Source organism: Actinosynnema sp. NPDC091369, assembly GCF_044757065.1.
Classification (GTDB): Bacteria; Actinomycetota; Actinomycetes; order Mycobacteriales; family Pseudonocardiaceae; genus Actinosynnema.
In genome coordinates this window covers 209,178-236,055 of sequence record NZ_JBIVUG010000002.1, presented here as the reverse complement: position 1 = coordinate 236,055, position 26,878 = coordinate 209,178, and the positions used below count along the sequence as shown (strand labels likewise).

At 74.1% G+C, this 26,878-nt stretch carries 21 protein-coding genes and 1 pseudogene; 11 read left to right on the top strand and 11 right to left on the bottom strand.

Annotation, left to right across the window (positions count from 1 at the left end):
• Nucleotides 1-51 precede the first annotated feature (51 nt).
• Nucleotides 52-2,283, top strand: a complete 2,232-nt coding sequence (locus ACIQMJ_RS09400; protein WP_499760466.1) for a WD40/YVTN/BNR-like repeat-containing protein — start codon at nt 52-54, stop codon at nt 2,281-2,283.
• A gap of 259 nt (nt 2,284-2,542) precedes the next feature.
• Here the strand turns inward: ACIQMJ_RS09400 and ACIQMJ_RS09395 are convergent, their stop codons facing one another.
• Nucleotides 2,543-3,670 carry a cellulose binding domain-containing protein gene (locus tag ACIQMJ_RS09395; RefSeq protein WP_499760465.1) on the bottom strand — a complete coding sequence of 376 codons (1,128 nt, stop codon included), beginning with the start codon at nt 3,668-3,670 and terminating at the stop codon, nt 2,543-2,545.
• A gap of 508 nt (nt 3,671-4,178) precedes the next feature.
• On the opposite strand from ACIQMJ_RS09395, the gene ACIQMJ_RS09390 reads away from it, so the two are divergent.
• Nucleotides 4,179-4,331 carry a hypothetical protein gene (locus ACIQMJ_RS09390; protein WP_499760464.1) on the top strand — a complete coding sequence of 51 codons (153 nt, stop codon included), beginning with the start codon at nt 4,179-4,181 and terminating at the stop codon, nt 4,329-4,331.
• A gap of 227 nt (nt 4,332-4,558) precedes the next feature.
• Here the strand turns inward: ACIQMJ_RS09390 and ACIQMJ_RS09385 are convergent, their stop codons facing one another.
• The 3 genes and pseudogenes from ACIQMJ_RS09385 to ACIQMJ_RS09375 all read right to left on the bottom strand — a co-directional run bounded on the left by ACIQMJ_RS09385 (nt 4,559) and on the right by ACIQMJ_RS09375 (nt 5,541).
• A complete protein-coding gene (locus tag ACIQMJ_RS09385) occupies nt 4,559-4,690 on the bottom strand; it encodes a hypothetical protein (protein ID WP_499760463.1) in 132 nt (43 codons plus the stop codon).
• 26 nt (nt 4,691-4,716) lie between these two features.
• Nucleotides 4,717-4,881: pseudogene (locus ACIQMJ_RS09380) on the bottom strand (beta-ketoacyl synthase N-terminal-like domain-containing protein); the annotation flags it as partial.
• 120 nt (nt 4,882-5,001) lie between these two features.
• Nucleotides 5,002-5,541 (bottom strand): flavin reductase family protein, encoded by a 540-nt coding sequence (locus tag ACIQMJ_RS09375; RefSeq protein WP_499760462.1) that lies wholly within the window; start codon nt 5,539-5,541, stop codon nt 5,002-5,004.
• 386 nt (nt 5,542-5,927) lie between these two features.
• Here ACIQMJ_RS09375 and ACIQMJ_RS09370 point away from each other — a divergent pair, with 386 nt between their 5' ends.
• The 5 genes from ACIQMJ_RS09370 (at nt 5,928) to ACIQMJ_RS09350 (ending at nt 10,520) form a co-directional block, all read left to right on the top strand.
• The gene (locus tag ACIQMJ_RS09370; RefSeq protein ID WP_499760461.1) at nt 5,928-6,125 is read left to right on the top strand and encodes a hypothetical protein; all 198 of its coding nucleotides are present in this window, start codon (nt 5,928-5,930) and stop codon (nt 6,123-6,125) included.
• 97 nt (nt 6,126-6,222) lie between these two features.
• On the top strand, nt 6,223-7,182 hold the full coding sequence (locus ACIQMJ_RS09365) for a lantibiotic dehydratase C-terminal domain-containing protein (RefSeq protein ID WP_499760460.1): 960 nt from the start codon (nt 6,223-6,225) through the stop codon (nt 7,180-7,182).
• On the top strand, nt 7,179-8,300 hold the full coding sequence (locus ACIQMJ_RS09360) for a thiopeptide maturation pyridine synthase (RefSeq protein ID WP_499760459.1): 1,122 nt from the start codon (nt 7,179-7,181) through the stop codon (nt 8,298-8,300). Before ACIQMJ_RS09365 ends, ACIQMJ_RS09360 begins: the two co-directional genes overlap by 4 nt.
• Nucleotides 8,301-8,376: 76 nt before the next feature.
• Nucleotides 8,377-9,207, top strand: coding sequence for an SDR family NAD(P)-dependent oxidoreductase (locus tag ACIQMJ_RS09355; protein ID WP_499760458.1), 831 nt, complete (start codon nt 8,377-8,379; stop codon nt 9,205-9,207).
• A gap of 110 nt (nt 9,208-9,317) precedes the next feature.
• On the top strand, nt 9,318-10,520 hold the full coding sequence (locus ACIQMJ_RS09350; RefSeq protein WP_499760457.1) for a vanadium-dependent haloperoxidase: 1,203 nt from the start codon (nt 9,318-9,320) through the stop codon (nt 10,518-10,520).
• Nucleotides 10,521-10,623: 103 nt separating this feature from the next.
• On the opposite strand, the gene ACIQMJ_RS09345 is transcribed toward ACIQMJ_RS09350, so the two are convergent.
• Nucleotides 10,624-11,076: a helix-turn-helix domain-containing protein gene (locus tag ACIQMJ_RS09345; protein ID WP_499760456.1), complete on the bottom strand. Its 453-nt coding sequence runs from the start codon at nt 11,074-11,076 to the stop codon at nt 10,624-10,626.
• A gap of 467 nt (nt 11,077-11,543) precedes the next feature.
• On the opposite strand from ACIQMJ_RS09345, the gene ACIQMJ_RS09340 reads away from it, so the two are divergent.
• A complete protein-coding gene (locus ACIQMJ_RS09340; protein WP_499760455.1) occupies nt 11,544-12,746 on the top strand; it encodes a hypothetical protein in 1,203 nt (400 codons plus the stop codon).
• Nucleotides 12,743-14,821: a tetratricopeptide repeat protein gene (locus ACIQMJ_RS09335; protein WP_499760454.1), complete on the top strand. Its 2,079-nt coding sequence runs from the start codon at nt 12,743-12,745 to the stop codon at nt 14,819-14,821. The genes ACIQMJ_RS09340 and ACIQMJ_RS09335 overlap by 4 nt, the downstream gene beginning before the upstream one ends.
• Before the next feature lie 52 nt (nt 14,822-14,873).
• On the opposite strand, the gene ACIQMJ_RS09330 is transcribed toward ACIQMJ_RS09335, so the two are convergent.
• Complete coding sequence (locus tag ACIQMJ_RS09330; protein ID WP_499761055.1) at nt 14,874-16,247, bottom strand: pectate lyase family protein; 1,374 nt, start codon at nt 16,245-16,247, stop codon at nt 14,874-14,876.
• A gap of 333 nt (nt 16,248-16,580) precedes the next feature.
• Here ACIQMJ_RS09330 and ACIQMJ_RS09325 point away from each other — a divergent pair, with 333 nt between their 5' ends.
• Nucleotides 16,581-17,936 (top strand): alpha/beta hydrolase, encoded by a 1,356-nt coding sequence (locus ACIQMJ_RS09325; RefSeq protein ID WP_499760453.1) that lies wholly within the window; start codon nt 16,581-16,583, stop codon nt 17,934-17,936.
• On the opposite strand, the gene ACIQMJ_RS09320 is transcribed toward ACIQMJ_RS09325, so the two are convergent.
• The 5 genes from ACIQMJ_RS09320 to ACIQMJ_RS09300 form a co-directional block, all read right to left on the bottom strand.
• Entirely contained in the window at nt 17,926-18,423 is a 498-nt protein-coding gene (locus ACIQMJ_RS09320; RefSeq protein ID WP_499760452.1) for a GNAT family N-acetyltransferase, read from the bottom strand. The genes ACIQMJ_RS09325 and ACIQMJ_RS09320 overlap by 11 nt on opposite strands.
• A gap of 67 nt (nt 18,424-18,490) precedes the next feature.
• A complete protein-coding gene (locus tag ACIQMJ_RS09315) occupies nt 18,491-19,654 on the bottom strand; it encodes a serine hydrolase domain-containing protein (protein ID WP_499760451.1) in 1,164 nt (387 codons plus the stop codon).
• A 111-nt stretch (nt 19,655-19,765) separates the two neighbouring features.
• Nucleotides 19,766-20,047, bottom strand: a complete 282-nt coding sequence (locus tag ACIQMJ_RS09310) for a hypothetical protein (protein ID WP_499760450.1) — start codon at nt 20,045-20,047, stop codon at nt 19,766-19,768.
• Nucleotides 20,048-20,081: 34 nt separating this feature from the next.
• Entirely contained in the window at nt 20,082-25,232 is a 5,151-nt protein-coding gene (locus ACIQMJ_RS09305; RefSeq protein ID WP_499760449.1) for an NACHT domain-containing protein, read from the bottom strand.
• A 43-nt stretch (nt 25,233-25,275) separates the two neighbouring features.
• On the bottom strand, nt 25,276-26,334 hold the full coding sequence (locus ACIQMJ_RS09300; protein WP_499760448.1) for a DUF2332 domain-containing protein: 1,059 nt from the start codon (nt 26,332-26,334) through the stop codon (nt 25,276-25,278).
• An 88-nt stretch (nt 26,335-26,422) separates the two neighbouring features.
• Here ACIQMJ_RS09300 and ACIQMJ_RS09295 point away from each other — a divergent pair, with 88 nt between their 5' ends.
• Complete coding sequence (locus ACIQMJ_RS09295) at nt 26,423-26,875, top strand: hypothetical protein (protein WP_499760447.1); 453 nt, start codon at nt 26,423-26,425, stop codon at nt 26,873-26,875.
• Nucleotides 26,876-26,878 lie beyond the last annotated feature (3 nt).

Below are 26,878 nucleotides of genomic sequence, written 5' to 3'. Positions count from 1 at the left end.
CCCCTAGCGTCCGCCACGGCCGTGCCGTGGTCCACCGTCTGGGGGTTCCCGATGCGAGTTCGCCGCCTGCTGGTCGTCGCCGGCGCGTTGGTGCTGCTACCCGTGCCCGCGCTCGCCGACCCGCCCGGCACCGGGCAGCCCGGCGAGTACCGACCGGTGCGCGGTCCGTCGGCCCCGGCCGAGCACCGGTTCCTCCAGAAGGCCGTCCGCGGCGACACCATCCCGCGGCACGCGCACGACCTGGCCGCCGCCGAGGCCGACCGCATCCCGGCCGCCGGCGCGCCGTGGCGCCCGATCGGCCCGACGAACATCGGCGGGCGGATCGTGAGCCTCGCCCTGGACCCGCAACGGCCCGACACCGTGTACGCCGCCGCGGCGAGCGGCGGGCTGTGGCGCTCCACCGACGCCGGGAGCACGTTCGCGCCCGCGTGGCCGGACAACGCGACGCAGTCCATGGGCGCGGTGGCCACCGCCGCGGACGGCACCCTGTACGTCGGCACCGGCGAGCCGAACCCGGGCGGCGGCAGCGTGACCTACGAGGGCACCGGTGTCTACCGGTCCCCGGACGGCGGCGCGACGTGGCGCCACGTCGGCCTGCGCGACTCCGGCGCGGTGGGCGGCATCGCGATCGACCCGACCGACCCGAAGCGCCTGTTCGTCGCCGCCACCGGCTCGCTCTACAGCCCCGGTGGCGACCGCGGCGTGTACCTGTCCACCAGCGGCGGCGACGGGTGGCGGCGCGTGCTCGACGTGCCGAACGAGTTCACCGGCGCGGTCGACGTGCAGCTCGACCCGACCGACCCGAAGCGCGTGTACGCGGTGCTGTGGGACCACCGGCGCACCCCGGTCAAGCGGACCTACGGCGGCGAGGGCTCCGGCGTGTACCGCTCCGTCGACGGCGGCCTGACCTGGCAGCGGCTCGCCGGCGGCCTGCCGCCCGCCGGGCCCGACGTCGGCCGCATCGGCCTCGGCGTCTCGGCGTCCGAGCCGGGCAGGCTGTACGTGATCGTCAACAGCACCGCGGGCCCGTTCGCGAGCTTCCACACCTCCGCCGACGCGGGCGACAGCTGGACCCGGCTGCCCGAGCCGGACGTGCTCAGGTCGTCGCAGTCGAGCTTCGGCTGGTGGTTCGGCAAGGTCTGGGTCGACCCGGACGACGCCCGGCACGTGCACGTCGCCGGCGTTCCGCTGCTGACCACCGAGGACGGCGGCGCGACCTGGACCGCGGACGACACCTCGACCCACGTCGACCACCACGCCATGGTGTGGGACCCGCGCCACCCGGCGCGGACCTACTTGGGCAACGACGGCGGCGTGTACCGGTCCGACGCGGACGGCGACGGCGGCTGGGTCAAGGCCGTGCACGAGCCGTGGACCCAGTTCTACAGCGTGGCGATCAGCCCGCAGGACGTCACGCGCGTCTCCGGCGGCACCCAGGACAACGGCTCGTTGCGCTCGTGGGGCGGTCCGGCGTTCAACGAGTACCTCGGCGGGGACGGCGAGGAGAACATCATCAACCCGCGCGACGAGGAGAACGTCTTCGCCTGCTACCAGTACGGCAACTGCTTCCGGTCCACCGACGGCGGCGCCACCATGGCCTACTTCACCCCGGCGACCACCGCGGACCGGCGCAACTGGTTCACCCCGGTGCAGTTCGACCCCTCCGACCCGGACGTCCTGTACTACGGCGGCAACCGGCTCAACCGGTCGGTCGACAACGGCGTGACCTGGACCGCGATCAGCCCCGACCTGACCGGCGGACCGGGGCAGGACACCTACCCGTACGGCACCATCACGACGGTCGCCGCCGCGCCGTCCGACCCGCGCACGATCTGGGTCGGCACCGACGACGGCCGCGTGTGGCTGACCCGCGACCTGGGCGCGACCTGGGCGAAGGTGCTCGACGGCCAACCGTGGGTGACCCGGATCGCGGTGTCCGAGCGCGACCCGGCCACGGCGTACGTGACGCTGTCCGGCTACCGGTCCGGCTCCGACCAGCCCCACGTGCTGACGACCCGCTCGGCGGGCGCGCGGTGGGCCGACATCTCCGGCAACCTTCCGTCCGCACCGGTCAACGACGTCGTGCTCGGCCGCGCGGGACAGCTCTACGTGGCCACGGACCAGGGCGTCTTCGTCGGCAACGCGCTCGCGGCCGGGCACTGGCTGCGGCTGGGCCGCGGCCTGCCGAGGGTCGCGGTGGACGACATCGAGTACGACGGCCGGCACCACCGGCTCGTCGCGGCCACCTTCGGGCGGGGGATCTACGAGACCGTCGTCCCCTGACCGGGCGGAGGGGACCGGCATGCGCGGCGAGCCGGTGCCGGAGCCGTCCCACCGGGTGGCCGCCACCGTGCCCGCCTACCGGAAGTTCCCGGCCGAGCACGACGTCCGGCCCGGGGGCGTCACGACGGTGGAGGCGTTCCGCCGTCCGGGTCGAGCGGCCGGCCGACGGCGTGGCGTCCCACCGGAACGCCGACTGCCGCAGGTGGTGCCGCGCCCGGCGGGCGACCCGGACACCGGTGTGGTGTCCGGGCCGGTGCCGTCACGGACTGGTGCAGGTCACCTCGCTCGGCGGGGTGGAGTTCGGGCCGTTGGCGACGTAGCCGAACGTGGTCGACGCGGCGCCGGCCAGGGAACCGTTGTACGGCGCGTTCTTCACCGACACGGCACCGCTGGTTCCGGTGTTCGCACCGCCCCAGAGGCTGCTGACCGCGTGGCCGGACGCCAGGGTCATGCGGACCGTCCAACCGTTGATCGACGTGGTGCCGGCGTTGGTCACCTTCACCTCGGCCTGGTAGCCGCCGCCCCACGCGTTGACCACGCGGTAAGTGGCCGTGCACGCCGCACCACCGGGCTGAGTGGTGGTCGTAGTGGTCGTGGTGGTGGTGGTCGTCGTGGTCGGGTCGCCGATGCTGCCCGGCACGGCCAGCAGCGCGTTGTACCAGGCCGTGGCCATCTTCGAGTAGCCACCGGCGTTCGGGTGCACGCCGTCGGCGAGGTCGGCGGTGGTCAACGCGCGGTACATGTCGACCAGGTGCACCTTCTTGCCCGCGTTCACCTTGCTCTGCACCATGGACGGGATGGTGGCGTTGAACGCCCGGACGGTCGCGTCACCCGACGACAGGGGCACGATCGTGGCGACGAAGAGGTTCGCGTCCGGCGCCAGGGTGGTGATGCGGTCGACCAGGTTCGACAGGCGTTGGGGCGCGCCGCCCGGGTCGCCGCCGTACATGTCGTTCGTGCCGATGTGCAGCAGGATGGTGCGCGGGGTGTAGGTGCGCAGCCAGTTGGTGACGTTGCTGTCGATCTGGGCGATGGTCCAGCCCGAGTGGCCTTCGTGGTTGCGGTCGCCGAGGCTGGTGGGGCCGTTGGTCATCGACCCCACGAAGTCGACCGCGCGGCCGCCGGCGACGAGCTTCTGCCACAGGTCGACGCGGTAGCCGCCGGGCACGTTGAAGCCGTCGGTGATCGAGTCGCCCAGCGGCATGACCTTCACGCCGCTGTCGGCCTGGGCGGTGCCGACGGCCAGCGCGGCGGCGACCAGGGTCAGCGCGGCGGCCGCGCTCGCGAGCAGGTGCCTTCGTTTCATGGACCGGACCTCCGGGGAGCTGAAGAACGCGGTGGTGGCGGCGTCGGTGGGCGGCGGTTCCAGCCGTCGGTGTCGTCCCACCGGGCACTTCCTCCCGGCGACCGGCTTGAAACGTTCAGCAGTGTGCTTCGGACCGATTCCCTTGGCAAGGCAATCGAGACGCCCTGCCGGCCGGTGACCGTGCGCGGCGTGCGGCCGTTCGCCGGTGTCACGACGGCGGCCGGGCACGTCCGGTCGCGCGGTGGTCAACGCGCGGACCTGCCCGGTGAACTGCGCGATCGGCTGGGGTCGGCGTGGCGGAACCGCCGCGGCGCGCGAACCCCGTCACGGTCGCGTTGCGCTGTTCGGGCCAGTCGGGGCGGTTCGGTCGGGACCCGGGAAATCGACGTCTCGTTTCGCGGGTCTTCCGCTCAACGGCCGAGGCGGCTTGGGCCGGACGTCCGGAGCCACCACGGCGCGATCTCCCGCGGTCGCAGGGTGATGGCGTCGCAGATCAACGCGACCGGGTCGGCGCGGACGAGTCCGGTGTAGACGGTGGTCGTGGTGAGGCCGCGGTCGCGGGGCCTTCGCCGCCAGGCCGCGGAACCAGGTGTCGAACGCGGCCTTCGACGCGCGGTGGCCGCCCCAGCGGGACGGCAGCGGCAGGCGGATGTGCGCGGGCAGCACGTTGATCAGGTGCGCCGGGCCGCGCGAGCGCAGCGCGGGCAGCAGGCCGCGGATGAGCGTGGACGGGCCGACGTAGTGGGTGTTGATCGTGTGCTCGAAGCCGTGGCACGACGACGGCCGTGGCGGGGTGCCGGCGGTGTGGATCACGATGTCGAGCCGGTCGTGCTCGTCGAGCAGCCGTTCCGCCACCCCGCGCATGGCGGCGGCGGGGTAGCCGGGTCCGCCCGGTACACCGGAGCCGGCGCGCCGTCCCGGTGAGCAGGACCGTCTTCCCCGACACCGCGTGCCGGAGCCGGGTGTCGTTCACGCGGAGCCTCCCGCCGAGGGCTCGGCCGGGCTCGCGGCGCGGTCGGGCACCCAGGCCGGCGCGAGCGCGCCGCCGGTGACCGCGAGCAGGAAGCCGAGCAGGAAACCGCCGAGGTTCGCGCCGACCACCGCGGCAGCGCCCGGTCGGTGAACCGCTCCAGGTCGAACCGGTCCGAGGGCGCCTCGCCCACCAGGTCCCGGCCGTCGACCAGCGCCTGCCACAGCGCGTCCGGTCCTTCGACGCCCCCGGGCAGCCGGCAGGCGACCCCGACGATGGCGACGGCGTGGTCCTCGTGATCGTTCCAGTGCGCACGGCTCACCCTTCGCCACCATCGGCCCGGTCCGTGCCCAGCCTTGCCGGCGGCGACGAGGCCCCGCCAACGCAGACCACGAGGTTCACCCGGACCGGCGACCGATGTGGACGGACGTGCGCCCGGTGCTCAGCCCGGTTCGCCGGGCACGGACCGGTAGCGGCCGTCGTGGTAGAGCAGGGGAGGGGTGGCGTCGCGCAGGTCGGTCGCCGTGACGCGGGCCAGCACGAGGTGGTGGTCGCCCACCGGGACGAGCGCCTCCACCTCCGCCCGCAGCCAGCCGGCCGTGTCGTCCAGGACCGGTTCGCCGCCGGCGAGGCGACGCCACCGGGTGGGCGCGGCGAACCGGTCGACCCCGTGGGTGGCGAACCGCCGTGCCAGGTCCTCCTGGTGCGCGCCCAGGAAGTTGACGACGACGCTCGCCGCGTCGCGCACGTGCGGCCAGCTGGACGAGCCGGCCGAGACGCCGAAGCAGACCAGCGGCGGCTCGGCGGACACCGAGGTCAGCGATGTCGCGGTGAACCCGGCCGGCCCGCGTTCGGCGTCGACGGTGACGACCACGACGCCGGCCGGGTGGCGGCGGAAGACCCGCCGGAACTCCGGGACCCCGATCCCGGGTTCGCGGCCGGGCGGGGATGTCTGTCCGATGTGGAGCGATGTCGGTGCCACGCGTCGATGCCGGCACCCGGCCTCCGCCCGGAACAGGGAGGCTCACCATGTGGGAGGGCTTTACCGGCGCGCGCCGACGTGCCGCCGCGCCGGGTCGGGCGGCCCGTCGTTCCCGCTTCCGGGGACTCCGCGACCCGCGAGCACGGTCCTGGACCGCGGGGCTGACTGCGCGTGACCCGTCGGAGCCCGGCACGCCACCCCGGCCGGTGACGTGCGCCGCAGTGGTGCGACCCGGGTGACCACCGGGTGTGCGTGCGGCGGTATCCGCCGGGGTGACCCGCACGGGTGGTTTCCGCGCTGGTCGGGACGGGGCCGTGCTGCACTGGGGGCGTGCCCGCGATCCGCTCGGCACGACGAAGGTCCCGAACCCCCGGAAGTGGTCCGCCATGACCGTCCCGAAGTCCGTGCCGGAGTGCGTGCCGGAGTGCGACGACCCGGAGCCGGCCGGCGTGGTGCCGGTCGTCGGTCCGGAGGAGCTGACCCAGGGCCACGGGCTCACGGAGCTGGGCGCGTCCAGCGGCGGGTTGTGCCTGGGCCGCGCCGACTGCGACGACCACTGCGGCGGCTGTGCGGCCGTGGCCTGACCGGAGCGCCTGGAGGGAACCGTGCCGCCCACCGCCGTCCCCGCACGCCCGGGTCGCGCCACCGGGTCCGCCTTCGAGCTGCCGGCGGTGGGCCCGCATGGCTGAGCCCGACCGCGAGTGGGTCGGCGCGCACGTCTTCCACCGCGGCGACCAGGACCTGCTCGTCACGTGCGCGGTCGTCCCGCTGTGCGAGGAGCTGTCCCGCGGCGGCAAGGTCCGCGACTGGTTCTTCCTGCGCTGCTGGGAGGGCGGGCCGCACGTGCGGCTGCGGTTGCTGACCAGGGTGAACCCGGGCGTGGTCCGGGCCGCGGTCGCGCGGGTGTGCGCGCGGCACCTGGCCGGGCACCCTTCGCCGCCCGACGACTGGTCCCAGCGCGAGTACGAGTCCGTCGCCCGCCGCCGCGCCGAGGTCGAGCGCCTGACCCGGTGGGACCGGCGGCTGCGACCGGTCGACACGGTCGAGTTCGCCGCCTACGAGCCCGAGCACCACGCCTACGGGGACGGTCGGGCGTTGCGCGCCGTCGAACGGCACTACACCGACTCCAGCCGCCTCGCCGCGCGCCTGCTGGCCGCGCCGCCCGACCGCCGGGCCGGCGCTGCCCTCGCCATGCTCACCCTCGCCCTCGTGGTGTGCGAACCCGACCTCGAACGGGCCGCCGCCCGCTTCGCCGCGGCGCGCACCCGGCAGCCGTCCGCGCCGCGCCCGCGACGCCGGGACGACCTGCTCGTCCAGACCCGGCGGTTGTGGGCGCACCCGCCGTCCGGCCCGGCCCCGGCCGATCCCCTCGCGGCGTGGTGGCTGTCCGTGCGGACCCTGCACGGGACGTTGACCGGGCTGCGGGCACGCGGCGACTTCACGCCCGTGGACGTGCCGTCCCCGTTCGCGGGGCTGGCGCGCGCCCTGCGGCCGGAGGACCCCGTGGTCCCGTACGTGGTCCTGCGCTGCGCGCACCTGCTGTGCAACCGGCTCGGCCTCGCCGAGGCGACCGAGGCGCGCCTGGCGTCGCTCACCGCCCGAACCCTCTCCGAACTCCACGACGAGGTGGCGCCGCTGTGACCGTCGAGACGGAACGCCCCGACCACGACACCCGCACCGCGTGGCACTGCGTGCACGTCTACTACTACGACCCGGACAAGGACCGGCTCATCCTCGACGGGGTCCGCCCCCTCTTCCAGCAGGTCCGCTCGCGGGTGGACGCGCTCTACCTCGCCCGGCACTGGCGGCAGGGCCCGCACGTGCGCCTGTTCGCCAGGACCGACCCGCGAACGTGGTCGGACGTCGTGCGGCCCCGCGTGGACGCGGTCATCGGCGACTACCTGGCGGCGCACCCGTCCACCGCCGAACCGGACCTGGAGCACGACCTGGCCCAGCACCGCGTGCTGGCCCGGTGGGAGAGGGAACCCGGGCCGCTGGTCCCGTGGTTCCCGGACAACTCCATCCACGAGCAGCCCTACGACACCCGCTCGCACGTGATCCGCAGCGCGGAGACCGGCGAGCTGATGGCCTCGTTCGCCGTCGACGGCACGCACCTGCTGTTCCGGATGCTCGACCGGGCCCGCGCGGGCGTCGACGCCAAGGAGCTGATCGCGCTGGAGCTGGTGCTGGCCACCACGGTGGCAGCCGGCCCGCCCGTCGCGGCCGGTTTCGCGTCCTACCGCGCGCACGCCGAGGGTTTCCTGTCCTCGTGCCGCGACCCGGACGCGGTCCGCGCGGCGTTCGACGCCCACTACGACGCCCACCGCGCCACCCTGCTCGCCCGCACCCGGGCCGTGCTGGCCACCTTGGACAGCACGGTGAACACCGCCCCGTACGCCCGCCGGTGGGCGGCGCTGTGCCGGGAGTACGGCCACCGGGTCGCCCCGCTCGTCGACCGGGGCCTGGTCTTCCGCCCGCTGCCCGCCGAACCACCCGCCACCCTGCCGCCGGCCCCGGTGCACGCGCTGGTGGTCGGCGATCGCGCCTACCGCGAAGCCGTGCTCAACGACCCGGCGCTGCTGCGCCACCGGTTCCTGCTCAACTGCACGTACCTCCAGGTCAGCCGCCTGGGCCTGACCCCGTTCCAGCGCTTCCGCACGTGCCACGCGGCGGCGAACGCGGTCGAGGAGGTCTGCGGCGTCTCCGCCGTGGCCGCCATCCGGGATCACGTCGAGTCCCACCCGACCGCGACGACCTGACTCGCGTCCGACCGGCGGAATGCGATCACCACGCCCGGGGTTGCAGGTGTCGGTGGACGATGGCCGGGAGGTACGGGTGACGAAGACTTACGTGATCACGGGCGCGACCGACGGCATCGGTGCGGCCGTGGCACGGGCGCTGGTGTCCCGGGGGGACCACGTGGTGGCGGTCGGCACGAGCGCGGAGAAAGGGGAGGCGCTGCTCCGCGAGGCCGACCGGGCTCCCGGTTCGCTGGAGTTCGTCCAGGCCGACCTGAGCCTGGTGTCGGTCAACCGGGAGGTGGTCGAGCGGATCCTCGACGCCAACCCGGTCGTGGACGGCCTGGTGCTGTGCGCGCGCTACTTCCGCACGCACCGGCGGGAGACGGCGGAGGGCTTCGAGGACAACTTCGCGCTGTTCTACCTGAGCCGGCTGCTGCTGGGCGACGGGCTGAGGCCCGCGCTGGAGCGGGCCGAGCGACCGGTGGTCGTGAACGTGGCCGGACCGGGGCACGACACCCCGATCGCGTGGGACGACCTGCAGAGCGCCCGCCGCTACGACGGCGTCGGCGCGATGTTCCTGACCGGGCGGCTGGTCGACCTGCTCGGCGTGGCGTTCGCGGACCGGTACGGCGGTGGACCGGTGCGCTACGTCCTGTTCCACCCCGGCACCACGTCGACCGGTTTCGTCGGCGAGTTCGACGCTCCGACCGCGGCGTTCGTCGAGCGGCAGAAGGCGGTGGCGAAACCGGCCGCAGCCGTCGTGCCGCCGATCCTGCGGCTGCTGGACGACCCGCCGGCGGACCCGCTGACCGCGTTCACCGTCGACACGGAGATCAGCGTGCGCAGCGCGCTGTTCTCCTCCGCGGACGCGGCACGGTTGGCCGCGGTGACCGACGAGCTGCTGGCAGGCGTACGACCGGTCTGACACCGACAGTTCGGTTGACACCAGGGGGAACGGTAGCGCGGTGGCGCAACCGCCTCCCGCCATGTGGGCGGCGTGGACAGGGTTTCGGTTGTGCCCCAATGCTCTGCGGCATGAGGAGAGTTCTTGCGCTGGTGATCGTCGGGATCTTCGCGGTGGTGGGCGCGGCTCCGGCCGCCGGGTCGCCGCGGCACCGGGTGGACGTGGTGGCCGAGTGGTTCGACGTGACGGCGGCGACCGTCGCCGCCGCGGGCGCGTCCGCGCAGTCGACCAACAGCCGGACGTGGGCGATCGGCTGGCTCGCCGCCGCACGTGCCGCGCGTGGCGCGGGCGGCGGTGATCGCGCCGACGCGGCGGTGGCCTCGGCGGTGCACACCGCGCTCGCGGCGCTGGCGCCCGCCCGCCGGACGGAGCTGGACGCGGCGCTGCGCGCGACGCTCGACCGCCTGCCGCCGGGCGGGCAGCGCGACCGGGGCGTGGCCGACGGTGCCGGGGAAGCGGTGGACCTGCTGGCCGAACGCCGGGACGACGGCCTCGACCCGGCCTCGGTCAACGCGTCGTTCACCGTGCCGACGGCGGCGCCGGGCGTGTGGCAGCCGACGGCGCCGTCGTTCACGCCGCCCCAGCAGGCGGGCAACCGGTTGGCCCGGCCCTTCCTGCTCGATCGCGCCGAGCAGTTCCGGCTGCCGCCGCCGCCCGCGCTCGACTCGCCGCGCGACCGGGCGGACGTGGCGGAGGTGCGCGCCTACGGGGCCGCGGACAGCACCGTGCGCACGGCGGCGCAGACCGACACCGCGCAGTTCTGGCTCCAGAGCTCGCTCGTCGGCTACACCGAGCCGCTGCGCGCGGCCGTCACCCAGCTCGCCGGGCCGCCCGCACACCGGGCCGCGCTGGTCGCCGCGTTCCACGTGATCCTGGTCGACACCCAGATCGCGACCTCGGACTCGAAGTACGCCCACCTGCGGTGGCGGCCGATCACGGCCATCCGCGCCGCGGTCGACCCGGGGTGGACGCCGCTGCACGCCACGCCCGCGCACCCGGACTACCCGAGCGGCCACAACACCTACTCGGGCGCGGCGGAGGTCGTGCTGACCGCGTTCGCCGGGCCGTCCGCGCGACGGCCGTTCACCACGACCAGCCCGACCGCGCCCGGCGTCACCCGCACCTACCAGCGGTGGGCCGACCTCACGGCGGACAACGTGGACGCGCGGGTCTGGTCGGGCATTCACACGCGCACGGCGGACGAGGCCGGAGTCGTCCTCGGCAAGCGCGTCGCCGAGTTCGGTTTGTCCCGTTTCGCCTCGCTCCTGGACTGAGCGCGAGTGCGATTGTCGTGATGAACTCGCGGTGCGCCGATCGGTGACGGATTCGGGTGCGCGAAGCCGCAGAAGTCGGATTTCCGGCGAATGGGAATCGACGTCACGAACCGGTTCCCTCGACGACGTCGGCGGCGGGGGCGAACCCCGCGGCCAGCGCCCGCAGCTGGTCGGCCACGTTCTCCAGCGTCTGGGCCAGGCCGGTGAGCACGTGGTGCTGGGCCAGGTGGTCCGCCGCCCGGCCCGGGGACGGCACGGGCGTCAGCGGGAGCACGGCGGCCACCCGGCGGGCGGCCCGGCTGTCCAGCGCCGCGCGGTAGATCGTGAGCAGCCCGTCGTCCTGCGGTGACAGCACGCGGACGTAGGCGGACATCAGGTCGCGCGGCGGTATCCGCAGGCCGCGCTCGTAGTCGACCAGGCCGCTGTGCGCGGTCATGCCCAGGAGCCTGGCCAGGCGGCGGAGGGACAGGCCGCGCGCGGTGCGCAGGCGCAGCAGCTCGCGGCCGAGCAGGGTCGCGGGGTCGCTGCCCGCGCTGGGTCTGTCGTGGTCCGGCACGGGGGTGCCTCCCTTCACCGGCGGCAGAAGGGAATAGATCCTGACACGGGGAACGGGGTGGGACATCGGCTGAACGGGTGTCCGCCGGAAAAGCGCGTCGGCGAACGGCGGAATGCATTCGGACGTCGTATGAGCCGTTCAGTCGCGTGGTCGTCCGGCTGGCGTACGGGCAATTTGCCGAACGGTCGCCGCCGCTGTTCTGCGGTTGTTCCGGAGTCGTTCTGAACACCCCGAAACGATCCCGCCGGGTGTTAGGAATTCCTGGCCGCACCGGCCGGGGCGGCGCCACCAGGCCGAGGAGGAACCCGTGAAGACGACCACGAAGATGAAGAAGATCACCGTCCGGCGGACGGGCGACGTGCGCCTGACCACGGCCACCTGCAAGTGCCCGTACAGCGTCGAGGTCTGACGGACCGGGGCCGCGCGCCGGGTGCGCGCGGCCCTTCCCGCGTCGGGAGGGGTGCGACATGGGCGGGACACCGGTGCCGTTCCACGACCTGAGCTTCGTCCCCGAGGGCGAGGACGTCGTGGTCGGCCGGTTGGACACCGGCGCGTACGCGGTGCTGCCCGCGGACGGGGCGGCGTTGCTGCGGCGGATGACCGAGGGGCACAGCCCCGAGGCGGCGGCCGACTGGTACGAGGCCGAGTTCGGCGAGGCCGTGGACGTGGACGACTTCCTCGAAGCCGTGCGGGAGCTCGGTTTCGTGCGCGAGGGCGGCGACGCGGTCGTGACCGGGCCGGTGCGGTTCGGGTGGCTCGGCCGGGCGGTGTTCTCCCCGGTGGCGTGGCTGCTCTACGCGGCCGTCACGGCGACGTGGCTGGTCATCGGCGCGGACCACGCCGACGTGGTGCCCGACCCCGGGCAGTTCTTCTTTACCGGCTCCACCCTGGTGGTGCAGCTGGTGATCACGTTCGGCCAGTTGCCGCTGATCTTCCTGCACGAGGGCTACCACACCCTCGCCGGGCGCAGGCTGGGTCTGCCCAGCAGGCTCGGCATGAGCAACCGGTACCTGTACGTGGTCTTCGAGACGAGCATGAACGGCCTGTTCAGCGTCCCGGCGGCCAAGCGCTACCTGCCGTTCCTGTCCGGCATGGCGGTCGACGTGGTGGTCCTGGCCGGGCTCGGCCTGCTGGCCCACGTCACCCGCGCCGCGGGCGGGGAGCTGTCGTGGTTCGGCGCGATGTGCGTGGCCCTCGGCTTCACCGTGGTGATGCGGCTGGTCTGGCAGTTCCAGCTCTACCTGCGCACCGACCTGTACTACGTGTTCGCGACCGCCCTGCGCTGCCACGACCTGCACGACGCGAGCGTGGGCCTGCTGCGCAACCGGGTGTGGCGGCTGCTGGGCCGGCCCGACCGGCTGGTGGACGAGGACCGCTGGACCGGGCACGACCGCCGGGCGGGCCGCTGGTACGGGCCGTTCATCGTGCTGGGCGTGGCCGTCATGCTCGCGCTGACGGTCTTCGGCTCGCTGCCGATCGTGCTGACCTACGTGGAGATCATCGGGCGCAACCTCGGCGGCGGGCGCCACGACCTGTACTTCTGGGACGCGGTGGTCTCGTTGGCGATCAACGTCGGCCAGCTCGCCCTGGTGGCGCACCTGGCCCGGCGCAAGCGGCGCACGCGCGGCGCCGCGTCACCGGCGCCGATCCCGGAAGGAGAACGGGTATGACCACGCACCTGCTCGTCCGCGGCGGCCGGCGGGCCGACCGGCGACGGCTCCTGGCGGACCTCCTGGCCGGCGCGGACCCCGTGGTGGTGGGTTGCCACCGGCGGTTGCGCGGTCCGTACACCGGGGTGGACGACCTGCTGCGCGCCGTCCTGCCCGACGCCTCGACCCGCCACCCCGAGCTGGTGGAGGCGCACCGCGGCGAACTGCTCCACGGCATCCCGGAACTGGCCCAGCTGATCGGGCCGCCACCGCCGACGCTGGCCGACGAGGCGCCGTTCGACCAGCGCACCCGGTTCTACGGCGCGCAGATGGTGCGCTGCATGAGCCAGGGCGTGGTGACGTTCCTGGTGGCGCACGCCCGGGCGCGGACGCGGGCCGGGCTGCCCGCGCTGTGCCTGGTGTTCGAGGACGTCCACGCCGCCGAGCCGACGACGGTGGAGTTCATCGCGCTGCTGGCCCGTCGCTGCCCGCCCGGACTGGCTCGCGTCGTCGTGTCCACCGCGGACGGTGACCCGGGTGACGAGCTGACCGACGTGCTCGCGGAAACGGTGACGTGCCAAGGAAGTCCGGCCGGGCCGGACCCGCGTGCGCCGGAGGAGCTGGCGCGTGCGTACGTGCGTTCCGACGGCACGAGCGACGACCCGGCCGAGGTCGCCGCCTACCGCGACGCCGATCCCGCGCTGGTGCGCCGGCTGCACGACGAGCGCGCCGACGAGCTCGAACCCGGTGCGGGACAAGGGGTCGTGATCGGCGCGCTGACGTTCCACCGGGAGCGCGGCGGCGACCCGGGCGGCGCGGGCCGCGAGGCGTTGGACCGGGCGTTTCGCGCGTGCGTGGAGACCGGCTTCTCCGCCGCCGTGGTCGACCTCGGCGAACGGGGCCGTGCTCTCACCGACCCGGAGGCGCACCCGAAGCAGTACCTGCGGTTCGCGCAGCACGCGGCGTCGGCGCTGGTGGCGCTCGGGCGGCACGACGAGTCGCTGGCGCTCTACCTGCACATGCGGGCGCGCTTCCTGGACCCCAAGGTGCACATGATCGCGAGCTACAGCATCGCCATGCTGCACACCAGGTTCTTCGAGCCGCGCGACCACGAGGCCGCGATCGGCTGGCAGAACAACGCCCACGCGCTCGCCTCGCAACTGCCCGACCCCGCCGAGCGCCGCACGTACGAGGTGTTCCAGGCCAACGGGTTGGCGCTGGTGGAGATGCACCGGGGCAACCTCGACCGCGCGTTGCGGCTGGTCGAGGACGGCATGGCGCGGCTGGACGAGGAACTGGGCGAGGGCGACTGGGCGCTGCACCGCTCGCAGCTGCTCTACAACCGCACCCGCCTGCTGGCCGCGTCGGGCCGGGTGGACGAGGCGTGCGAGGGCTTCACCCGCCTGATCGAGCTGGACCCGCACTACACCGACTACCTCAGCGAACGCGCCAAGCTCCACCGCCGTCGGGGCGACTTCGAGGCGGCGCTCGCCGACTACGACCGGGCGGTGCGCCTGGGGCCGCCGTTCCCCGAGCTGTACTACAACCGCGGCACGGCGCGGCTGGAGGTCGGCGACGTGGCGGGCGCGCTGGCCGACTTCGACCACGTGCTGGAGATGGAGCCCGACGACGTGGACACCCGGCTCAGCCGCGCCGAGCTCGCGCTGGCCGCGGCCGACCTGGACGCCGCCGACGCGGACGCCGAAGCCGGGCTGCGGCTGCGCCCCGGCGAACCGCGCCTGCGCGCCCTGCGGGGCACCGTGGCCCTGGAACGCGACCGCGTGGACGAGGCCATGGCCCACCTCGACGCCGCGCTGGCCGTCGACCCGCACTTCCCCGCGGCGCTCGTGAACCGCGCCGTCGCCCACTTCCGCGCCGGGAGGCCGGACGCCGCCGCGGACGACCTGACCCGCACCCTGGAACTCGTCGGCGACGACCCGGACGTCCTGCTGAACCGCGGCATCGCCCACGCCGCCCGGCACGACCTCACCGCCGCGCTCCAGGACTTCGACCGCGCCCTGACCCTGCCCGACGCCGACGTCACCGAACTGCGCCGCCAACGCGACCTGTGTCTGGCCCAGGTCCCGACCCCGTGAAGGTGCGGCGAAGGCGGCGACCGGTCGGTGCCGGTCGCCGCCTTCGCACAGCTCAGAGCTTGCCCGCGCCGGCGCCCGCGGTGACCGAGGACTTCACCGTGGCGGAGCTCTCCGCCGTGTAGCTGTACGGGATCGGTGCGACCGTGCCGTTGACCTCGCACGGGCCGGAGTCGGTCAGGGAGTTGTCGCGGGCCACCAGGCGGCCCGGGTCGGAGTCGGCGTAGCCGCTGGCCGACCAGCACGCCTGCTGCACGTTCTCGAAGACGTTGCCCTCCACGAGCACGCCGGCGTCCATGACCGAGGCGATGGCGTACGAGTCCGCGTTGTTCCGGACGTTGGTGTAGTAGTTGTTGAACACGTGGACCGTCTCGCCGAAGCGCACCCGCGGGCTGCGCTCGAAGGTGCGGTCGAACCAGTTGTGGTGGTAGGTGACCCGCAGGTGGCCGCGATCCTCACCGGCGTTGCCGTCGGAGTGGCCCACGAGTGAGGTCTTCCAGTGGTCGCGGATGACGTTCCACGACACGGTGATGTAGTCGGCCGCGTGGGTTATGTCGATCATGCCGTCGTAGTAATCGGGGTTGTCCGCGATGGTGCTCGACATGGTGTTGTGGTCGATCCAGATGTGCGTGGCGCTCTCGATCTGGATCGTGTCGCCGCCGACCTTCCCGCGGATGTTCATGTTCTGGATGATCACGTTGGCCGGGCTCATGTCCTCGATGTTGAGGGTGGTGCCGGAGATGCCCGAACCCGAACCGACACCGCGGATCGTCTTGTTCGCGCTGATCTCGACCGTGCCCGTGCCGCTGAGCATGCCGTCGACCAGGATGGTCTTCGCGCCCGAGGACTGCGCCTGCGTGCGGAAGTCGGCGAACGTGCTCACGGTGACCGTGGTGCCGCCCGCGCCACCCGTCGTGCCCCCGGCCTGCGCGGCCCAGCCGACGAGCCCGCCGGGCGGTTGCGGCTGCTGGCCGCCGTCCGTCTCGACGTCCAGGTGGTCGATGTTGGGCAGGCCGGTGGACGCGGTGGGGGTCAACCGGATGGTGTTGGTGCCCGCGGTCACCGGCACGCTGAACGTCTTGGTCACCCAGGTCGACCACGTGCCCGTGCCCTCGAACGACGGCGACTGGACCGCCGACCCGTTGACCACCAGGGTGGCCGGTCGGGCGGTGGTGGTCCCGTTGGCGAACCGGACGCCCAGCGTCGCCGTGCCCGCCGCCGCCGCGGTCACGGTGAACTGGGCGTAGCCGCTGGTGGAGTTGGCGCCGTTGCAGAACCCGCTGCCGGTGTACCCGGTCCAGTCCGAGTCGATCGAGCCGGAGCAGACCGCGGGCGAGCTCTCCGCCTCGTACCGGGTGGTCGCGGCCTGCGCGGTGGACGACGCCACCGCGACCACTGCGCCGGCCACCAGGCCGACGCAGGCAATCATGGGTTTCACGCGCATAGGAGTCTCCGTGGCGTAGGGAAAACAATTCCGACGCAGTGGAAGACACAGTGGTCCCTGGTGCTTCATTGCGCCGTAGGACGAGAAACCGCTTTCCCTTCGGATGCTATGAGCTGCACAACGCCCGGTCAACGGGCCCGTAGTGGACTGTGCGGGCCGGTCACGCACGTGAACAAAATGGTCACGAACGTGAACCGCCGGCGGCTATTTGCCGAGCTGTTGTGCGGATATGTGAATTCGACCGGGCGGAACCAGGGGTTGCGCCCGGTACGGCGACCTCGCCAGACTGCACGCTTCCGCTCACGGTTGGGGGACTCCATGCGGACGTTGTTCGTCGCCGCGCTCGTCACCGCGCTGACCGCGAGCGCGCTCGCGGGCCCATCCGAGGCGCAGGCCGCCACGATCTCCTGGCAGCCGTGCCCGGACCAACCCGCGGCCGAGTGCGGCACGGTGTCCGTGCCGCTGGACCGGACCGACCCGCGCGGCCCGGCGGTGGACCTGGCCGTGTCCCGGGTCCGCGCCACCGACCCGTCCCGCCGGATCGGCGTGCTGTTCGTGGACGCGGGCGGCCCCGGCGGTTCCGGCGCGGAGTTCGCCCGCGCCCCCTACCTGAGCGGCGAGGTGCGCGCCCGGTTCGACGTCGTCGGCTTCGACCAGCTGGGCACGAACAACAGCTCGGCGATCCGCTGCTCCGCCGAGCTCATGGCGCGGAACCCGGGGGAGGACCCGGCGGACGAAACGGCGTTCGCGGCGCTGGCCGAGCACAACCGCGCGGTGCGCGACGACTGCCGCGCCCGGCACCCGGTGTTCGACCACGTCGACACGGCCCGGTCGGCGCGGGACCTGGACGCGGTGCGCAAGGCGTTGGGGGAGCGGCGGATCAGCTTCTACGGCGTCTCCTACGGCACGTTGCTCGGCCAGCAGTACGCGGAGCTGTTCGGCTCGCGGGTGCGCTCGATGGTGCTGGACGGCGTGATCGACCACAGCGTCGACCTGCGCCGGTTCGTGGTGGACCGGGCGCGGGCCGTGGAGGAGGCGTTCGGCGCGTTCGTCACGTGGTGCGCGGAGAACGCCACGTGCGCGCTGCACGGCCAGGACGTCCACGCGGCCTGGGAGCAGGCGCTGGACCGGGCCGACGAGATCGGCCTGGGGCGGGGTGAGCTGATCTCGTGGGCGTACTACGAGATCCGCGGCGGGGCGTGGGAGAGCCTGGCCTCGCTCATCGCGGACGTCGGCGGGGCGCGCCTGGCGTTCGAGCCGAACTACGACTCGCTGCGCTACGCCGTGGTGTGCCAGGACTTCGCGCTGCGGTTCGCGGACTTCGACGAGTACCGGGCGTTGCGCCGGGCCGAGCTGCGCGCCGCGCCCACGCTGCGCGGCACGCTGATCGGCCACCAGGAAGCCGCCACGTGCATCGGCTTCACCGACCGCCCGGCGAACCCGCCGCACCGCCTCGACGTCGACGACGCGCCGCCGCTGCTCCTGCTGACCAGCCGCTACGACGTGGCCACGCCCTACGCGTGGGCGCGCAACGTGCAGCGGCAGGCGGCGGGCTCGCACCTGGTCACGTTCGACGGTCCGGGCCACGGCGTCTACCACGCCAACGACTGCACCCGGACCGCCGCCGACGGCCACCTGCTTGGCACCGCGACCGCGCGGGACCTCACCTGCTGACCGCCGGCGGGTCCTGGTCCAGGCGCAGGATCGTCTCCTCGACCTCGGCGGCGCGACCGGCCGCGTAGGAGACCTCGGTGCCGGTGACCTCGAAGCCGGCCCGGCGCAGGACGCTGAGCGAGCCGACGTTGTCACTCGCGGCGCGGGCGTGCAGCGGCCGGACCTCCACCACGTCGAGGAACAGGGCGAGGGCCCGGCCGGCGACCCCGCGCCCCCACACCGAGCGGTCGACCCAGAAGGTGATCTCGGTGTCGCCCTCGATGACGAAGCAGCCGATGCTGCCCACGAGCCGACCGTCCAGGGTTATCGCGCGCAGGGTGATGTCGTGCGACGTCCGCAACTTCGCCATGTGCGCGTCGAACGCCGCCCGGTCGTCGGGGTCCTCGGCGGTGAACGCGGCCATCCGGACCGACTCCGGGTCGCGCATCTGCTCGAACAGGGCATCGAGGTCCGAGTCCTCGACCGACCGCAGTGCCACCTCCGCCACTGGTGCTCTCCTCACGCCGCTTGAGCTCGCGGCGCAAGGTAGCAGCGGGGTCCGACAACCGGCGGCTTCAGCCGACCAGGTCCACCGCGGTCGACGGCGCGGCGGTCGTGCCGCAGAACTCGGTGAACACCACCTGGAGCGCGGCGTCCTGGGCGGCCGTCGAGGTCAGGTTGGTCGTGACGCCGACCGTGACCTGCCGTGCGGCGTCGGGGGAGTGCATCGTCCACGTGTAGTAGCCCGGCACCGAGCCGTTGAAGCCCCAGATCTCCGGCGCGGCGCAGCCCGGCGGCAGCGGGATGCGCATCAGGCCCAGCCCGAACTCCAGGCCGGCGATCCCGCTGGGCACGGTCGCGCGCATCTCGGCCCACTGCGCGGCGGCCACCAACCTGCCGGTGAGCAGGGCGCGGAAGAAGCGGTTCAGGTCGTCCGCGGTGGACACCAGGTTGCCGGATGCCCAGAACCGCGACATCTCGTAGTCGGTGACGTCGGTCGGCGCGGCGTCGGGGCCGTGCAGCCGTTCGTAACCGCGACCGGCCGGCCGGTCGACGTGGGGGTAGCGGTAGGGCAGGTAGCTGTCCCGCATGCCCGCCCGGTCCAGCACCCGTCGTTGCAGCTCGTGGTGCAGCGGCCGACCGGTGACCTTCTCCACGAGCTTGCCGAGGACCGCGTAGTTGGTGTTGGAGTACTCGACGCCCTGACCGGGTGGGAAGGACAACGGCTTGCCCTCGGTGCCCGACCGGATGGTCTCGTCGGGCGACTGGTGGACCCACCGGGTGGTGTCGACCTCGGACAGGCTCTGCCAGCGCGCGGTGTGCGGTATCCCGCTGGTGTGCTGGAGCAACTGGCGCACGGTGATCGGCTCGGCGTAGGGCAGCAGCCCGGGGAGCCGGTCCTGGACCCGATCGGACAGCCCGACCTCGCCCTCGCCGACCAACTGGAGCACGGCGGTCGCCACCACGGTCTTGGTGACGCTGCCGACCCGGAACCGGCCGCGCGGGTCGGGCGTGCCGCGGGTGCCGAGATCGGCGACCCCGCTGTGGCCGTGCCACTGCCCGTCCGCGTCGACCACCCCCGCGACCGCACCGGGCGCACCGACCGCGACGACGACGTCCAGCGCCGCTTGCAGCCCGGCCCGCGAGGGCACGGCCGAAGCCGACCCACCGCCGACCGCCGCCGTGAACAGGAGGGTTGCGGCGGCGAGGACGGCCACCCGGTGCGTCGCGCGAGTCATCCGAGATCCCCCAGGATCCGTCAGGGTCGTGGACCGACCCTGGGCACCCTAGGCACTCGCGACCCGCCGGTCACCCCGTTCGGACCAGCCCGGTACGGGGTCGCGCGGCGGCTAGGCGTCGCCGCGCATCGAGCGGCGGATTTCCTCGAGCCGGTCCAGCCCGGCCTGGCGGCGTGCCTCGAACTGGTCCTCGACCGCTTGGCCCTCGGGGATGGCGTCGGCCAGTTCGGCCGAGCCCGCGCTGGTGGCGACCCGGTTCTCGATCCGGTCCCGGACGTGCTCGAACGTGGGCACGCCGTCCTCGGTGTAGTCGGCGGGCGGCACCACCACCGGCGGGGTCTCCTCGTACGCCACGATCTCGGCGTCGATCACCGGTTCCTGGTCACCGCTCATCGCCTTGCTCCGTTCGCCGTGCCGATGCCCGAGGCTACCCCGCGAGCACCGACCGGGCCTCGTCCCGGCACAGCTCGCTCCACCGGGCCAGGTTCGCGGCGGCGCGCCGGCGCACGTGCCGCGGCACCGACCCGTCCGTCGCCACCGCCCGTGCCGCCACCGCGGCCCTCTCCCGGGCGTCCGACGACAGGCCGACCGCCGTTTCCGCGCACCGCGTCCGCGCCACCGCCGGTGAACCCCCGTCGTGCGCCATGGCGAGGAGTTCCACCACCGCCTCGGTCGGCTCCAGCGACCCGATCGCGTTCAGGGCTTTCCGGCGCAGCAGCGGGTTCGGCGTGGCGAGCAACCCGCGCAGGGCCGCCAACGCCGCACGCCGGGCCGCGGGCGCCTGCTCGATCAACGTCCGCGCCGAACGAATGCGCACGGTCGTCGGCACGGCCTCGTCCGCCAGCAGGGACCGCAGCACCTCGGTGGCACGCTCCCGGCCGACCGTCCCGAGCTGCATGAGCTCGTACGCCGCACGCCGGCGCAGCACCGGGCGTTCCGCCGGGTCGGTCGCGATCGCGTGCGCGACGCGTGCCGCGGCGGCCCGGTCGTCCACGTCGTGCGGCACCAGCTTGACGGCTGCCTGCAAGCGGATCACGGACGACAACCGCTCGTCGTCCCGCATCGCCCTCAGCGAATCGAGGCCGTCGTGCTGCCGCAACGCGTACCGGAACTCGACCAGGTCCCGGCCGGACGTGCGCGGGTCGCGGACGACAACACGCAGGAACTCCGCCACCGGTTCCGGCAGCGTCGTGGTGATCTCGACGACGAGCCGAGCCGCCCGCACCCGGTCGCGGGGCGGGAGCGCGTCGTCCGCCACTTCACCGACGGCCTCGTCCACCACCCGCCGCCACGACTCGGGCGTCAACCGCGCGAGCGCCTTCCGCGCCCGCGGTGAAGCCGCCACGGCCTCCAGCGCCCGTTCGGCTTCCGGCAGGAACTCGGTCGACAACCCCGCCAACGCGACCGCCGCCGCCACCCGGTCCTCGAACGACGTCTCCGGCGCGGCGAGCGCGTCCCGGGCCTCCACCTCCGCCTCAGCCGCCAACGGCAGGTCGTCCCAGAAGTCGGCCGTCGGCACGCGCTGCTCCACGGGCAGCGAACGATCGGCGAGGAGCACGCGCTCCACCTCGGTCCGCTCCCGCCGGGGAAGGCGGGCGACCAGGCGTGGCATCCGCTCCCCCAGCCGCTGCCGGACCAGCGCGCCGACGACGTGGGTGACCTCGTCACCGGCCGAACGCTTCGACCACACCAACCACTCCACGCCGCCGCCGCGCTCGTCCGCCGTCATCGACAAGTCGTCGGCGCACCGGCGCAGGAACCCGAGAGCAGCGCCCGTGAGCGCGCGGTCGGCCTTGGCGAGCCGGCCGGCAGCGAGCTGGCGACGCCAGGGCAGCTCCTCGTGCGAGGCGATCACCCGCCGGTAGAACGCGACAGCCCGCTCCGCCCTCCCCGCGTCGCACCCCGACCAGGTCTGGTGCGCGTCACAGCGCGCGGCGACGTTCAGGTGCGCGTCTTCGGCACGACCTCGGATCACGTCGAGTGCCCGTTCCCGGTCGGTGACCGCGAGGTCGTGGAGCAGGGCGGCGGCGGATTCCCGGTCCTCGCCGAGCGCGTCGCGGTCCGCCACGACCTCCCTGAGCCGGGGCAGGACGTCGGTCCCACCGCGAGCGAGGCCGAGCACCGCCTCGCGGATCAGGGGCGTCGCGGCGACGATGCGCTCGCGGTCGCCGGGGACGAGCCGGGCCAGCATGACGGCCGCCTCACCGCGGACGTGCGCGTCGGCCGTGCCGCCGAAGACGATGGACCGCAGCGCGGCCACCACGTCGTCTCCGTCACCGGAGCCGAGCCGGTCCAGCGCTTTCACCACGCGCCACGTGCCGGTTGCCGTGCGTGACTTCCGCGACAGCACCTCGCGCAGCGTTCGGGCGAGAGCGGCGCGGTGACCGGCACCGAGGTCCCGGCCGCGCATCACCATGAAGGGGAAGTCGAGCTCCACGACGGTGGCCGAGCGGATCAACTCGCACAGACCCTCCACCGCGGCGCGGTGGAACGGCCGGCCGAGGCTCACCAGCCCGTCTGCCGCCGAAGGCCGGACCCGGTAGCTGTGGGCGGGGTCGACCACGATGGGCAGCAGCGCCCGTGCGATCCGCTCGTGGTCGGCGTCCGACGTCGCGAACGTCGAGGCACTGCTGAACAGGCCCGTCAGGTGCTCGTCCACCGACCGCGTGGCGTCCAGCAACGCGTTCAGCGCCTCGACCTGGTGCCCGGCTTCGAGGTAGAGCAGCGTGGTCCAGGCGCGCAGCGCCGCCCCGGTGTCGGTCGGCATGCGGGCGAGCGCGAGCAGGACGGCCTTGGCCTCGGTGTGGAACTGCGGTCCCAACCGCACCACCCGCTCGGCGACCGTGTGCCGGCCGTCCGGTGGCAGGCTCGGATCGGTGAGCCGCTGCCGTAGGAGCTCTATCGCCCGCGCCCGGTGGGGCTCGTCCAGCTCCGCGAGGTTGGACAGCGCGACCGCGCGGTCCAACTCGGTGCCGTGCGACTCCTCGACCACCCGCCACAGCTCGCGGGCTGCCTCCGCCCGGTGCTGCGGGCCGAGGTCGGCCAGGTCCTTCGCGCACCAGGTGGCGGTGTTGGTCGAGGCCCGGCTGTCGGCGATCACCCGTCGCAGGTGCGTGGCGGCGGTCTCGGCGGCTTCCGGCCCGAGGTCACCCAGCCTGGTGGCGCAGTGCCAGCGTTCTTCGGGGTCGATGCCGGGTTGCTCCAGCAACGCGACCAGCAGCGCGGCGGCGGCGCTGCGGTGTTGCGGCCCGAGCTCACCGAGCGCCTGCGCAACCCTCGCCCGGTCGAAGACGGAGCGACGCTGGTCGGTGACGAGGGCGGTGAGGTGCTCGGCGGCTTCGGTGGCGTGGTCGGGGCCGAGGGAGGCCAGGCCGAGCGCGGCGTCACGGCGGCCGGTGGTGCTGTCGACGGGGTCGCGCAGCACGGCGCGGAACACCTCGGCCCCGTGCTCGTGGAACTCCGCCCCGATCTCGACCAGGCCGGTGGCGGCTTCGACCAGGTCGTCCGGCGGGGTCTCGTCGCTGGTGGTGAGCCGGGTCAGCGCGTCGACCGCGAACGCGCGCTCCGCCGGGCCGAACGCGGCCAGCACGACGGCGGCGGTGCGGCAGGCGTAGCCGGAGGCCAGCGGGTTGGCCAGCACGGCACGCAGGCCGCGGGCGGAGGTCCGCCGCTCGGCCGCGCCGCACTCGGCCAGCGCCTCGGCGGCGGCGAGGCGTTCGGGCACCGACGCCGACGGGTCGTCCACCATCGCGATCAGGTGGCCGACGGCCTCCGCCGTGTGCTCGCCGCGCAGCCGCGTGGCCAGCGCGGAGGCGGCCTCGGTGCGGGAGTGGGCGGGCGCGTTGGCGGTGCGCATGAGCGCGACCAGCCAGTCCGCCAGCCCGGGGTGGTGGGTGGCGCGGCTGGTGTCGGCGAGGATGTCGGAGCCGGGGTGCTGGGCGGTCATCGCCCAGCCCCACACCGTGGCCAGGAACCCGTCGACCACCTCCCGGCCGGCGGGGACGCGCTTGGCGAGCAGGCGGGCGGCCAGCAGGTGGGCCTCGGCGTCACCGCCGTGCAGCCACCGGACCAGCGGGTCGGCCTCGGCCGGGCGCAGGCGGGTGTAGTGCAGCAGCACCGACCGGGCGAACCGGCCGCGCTCCTTGGGCCGGGCCGCGTGCACGGTGCGCACGAACCCGTCGTCGCCGGGCGTGAACTCCTCGGGGAACTCGCGGGCCAGCGACGTCGCGGCCAGGTGCTCGGCGAAGCTGTGGTGCAGGAACCGCAGGTCCTCACCCCGGATCACCAGCGGTCCGACCGACACCAGGAACGTCGTCAGGGCCTCCTGCCAGTCGGCCGGCAGCGCGTCCGCGGGCACCTGCTCGGCGACCCACGACCGGGCCGCCGACACCAGCGACGTATCGGTCTCCGACCGCGTGCGGCCCAGGTGCTCCAGCAGGGCGTCCCGGTGCGGCTCGAACGGACCGGTCGACGTTCGCGCCGACCGCAGGAACGCCAGGTACGCCTCGTACAGCTCGTACTGGTTGTCCGGCAGCGGGAGGTCGCCCCGGCGGGCGAAGACGATCGCGGCGATGGTCGCCAGCAGCGGCACCCGGACGAGCTCGTCCAGGTGCGCCGCGCGGATCTGGCGCAGGAACCGGTCGGCGGTCTCCTCGCCCTCCTCGGCGAACCAGTGGCGCGCGAACGACCGCAGCGCCTCGGCGTCGAACGGCAGCAGCTCGTAGCGCGCCGCCCCGATCCGGTGCAGCGGTGCCAGCGCCGCGCCCTCCACCGGCCGGGTCGTGACCACGATCCGGTACGGCCCGCCGGACGCCCACGCCGCCAGCACGGACGCCAGCCGGTCCCGGTCGGCCGCCGCCGCGACCTCGTCCAGCGCGTCCACCAGCAGCAGCCACCGCCGACCCGCCACCCGGTCACCGAGCAGGTCCGCGGTGACCGGGCCCCGTAACAGCGCCCCGTACTCGGCCTGCGCGCTGTCCGCCAACGCCTGCGAGAACGGCAGGTCCAGCCGCGCCGCCAGCTCGCGCGCGGTCAACCGCAGCGGCACCACCGGCTCGCGCACCCCGATGCCGCCCGCCTCGCCGCACCACCCGGCCGCGAGGTCCGCCGCGAGCCGCAGCGACAACGTCGACTTGCCCTGGCCCGCACCGCCGGTGATCAACAGGTGGTCGTCGCCGTCCAGCGCCGCCTCCACGGTCCGGGCCGGAGGCCGCACGGCCACCCGAGGCGCGGGCGGGCGCGGCGCCTCCACCAGCCGCCCGTGCCCGTCCAGGATCGGCGTGGGCCGGGACGCCTCCGCGTGCGGCTCGTCCGCGCCCGTGCTCAGGTCCTGCCGCACGTACACCGTCGCCAACGACGGCCGCCGCGCCCCCGGCAACCGGTACGGCAGCTCGTGCGCCGCCCGGACCTGGGCGCTCATCAACGACACCACGCCGACCGGCAGCCCGCCCGGGTCGACGACCGGCGCCGGGCCGACGTGGATGTGGACGCCGCCTTCGATCACCCCGGCCTGCACGCTCGGCCCGAGGACGTCACCGCCGACGTGGTTGGCGGCCACCCGCCGGTCGTCCTGTCCCACCCGCGACTCCCCGTCCCCTCAAGGAAAACCGGCCGGACCGAGACTAGGAGTCCGCCAGCCACGCCAGCAAGCGGCCCTGCGACCAGCAGCGGCCGACGCCCTCGACGTGCGCGGTCGAGTGGCCGAACACCGCGACGCCGAGGATGCTGTGCCCGGACGCGCGCCGGTCGCCGAACGTCGGCACGGCCGGTGCGACGCCGACCCCTTCCGCCGACACCCACGCCACCGGTCGCCGGGTCGCCGCTTCGTCCAGCCGGTGCAGGAAGCGCAGCCGGTTCTCCAGCGACAAGCCCGACAACGCCCACGTCGTGGTGACGACGGGCAGCGCGTCGGCGGGCACCCGGGCGAGGGCGTCCGGCAGCACCTCGACGGCGTCACCCCGCAGCAGCAGGGGAGGGGTGGACGCGGCGAGCGCCAGCTCCGCGTCCAGCGCGGCCCGGCGCTCCGGCTGGTCCGGCGGCACGCAGGCGCGCAGCCACCGGGCGTCGTCCGCGTCGGTCACGTCGACCGGGTCGAGGTCGATGCCGATCCGGGCGACCACCTCGGGCATCGGCCGCTGCGGGACGGACCGGCCGCCCACCACCGAGCACGACACCCGCACGGGGGACGCCGGGTCGCCCAGCGACCGCCCGTCGCTGTAGGAGATGCCGACGCGGTCGACGGTGAGGTTGAACCCGGCCGAGCAGCCGACGTCGACCAGCCCGACCGAGGTCGCGCCCACCCGGCGCGCGGCCTCGGCGATGAGCGGGTACAGCACGGCGGCCCGCCCGGTCTCGTCGGGGCGTGGCGGCCGGCGCACCGCGATGTCCACGACCGGGTCGGTCAGGCGCAGCAGCGCGTCGACCGCCGCGCGGGCGGCGGCGTCACCGTCCCCGGCGGCGTAGGCGGCGGCCAGCTCGGGTGCGCGTCCGGCGAGCGCGAGGTCGTGCAGCGCGGCGAGGACCAGGGCGGGCTTCCGCTTGCGCGCGGGCACTGTTTCGATGGCGCGCAACGCCTCTTCGGACTCGCTCAACGCCGCGGCGACGCGCTCGTACAGCGTGCCGGCGGCGTCGACCTCGCCGAAGCGCCGGTAGGTCTCGGCGAGGGTGCGGGTCGGCGGCATTCCCCGGATCCTAGCTACCCGACCGGTCGGGCTCCCCTGAGGAACTGCGCCACCGCGGTTTCCACGAGCCCGTCGAGCAGGTCCCGGCTTGACGAGGTTGCCGTTGGTGATCGTGGCGATGCCCTGGAGGGTCGCGAACAGCACGATCCCGATCCGCTCGGGGTCGCCCCGCCTCCAGCGTCCCCTGCGCCTGCCCCTGTCGGATGAGGTCGTCCATCAACCGGAACGGCGCCTCGGCCGCCTCGACGATCCGCTCCAAGGCCGTGAGGCCGCCGCGGCGATGCCGGGTCACGTCGAAGTCCGGCGGCTCGACCTCGCCGACCTGTCCTCGGTCCGCGCGTTCGCCGCCGACTTCACCGACCCGGTCGACGTGCTGGTCAACAACGCGGGCGTGATGATCCCGCCCCGGTCCCGCACGGCCGACGGTTCCGAGTTGCAGCTCGGGACCAACCACCTCGGTCACTTCGCGCTGACGAACCTGCTCCGGACCGACGGTCGGCGACGCGTGCGCGCCGCCTGTGGAAGGTCTCCGAAGAGCTGACCG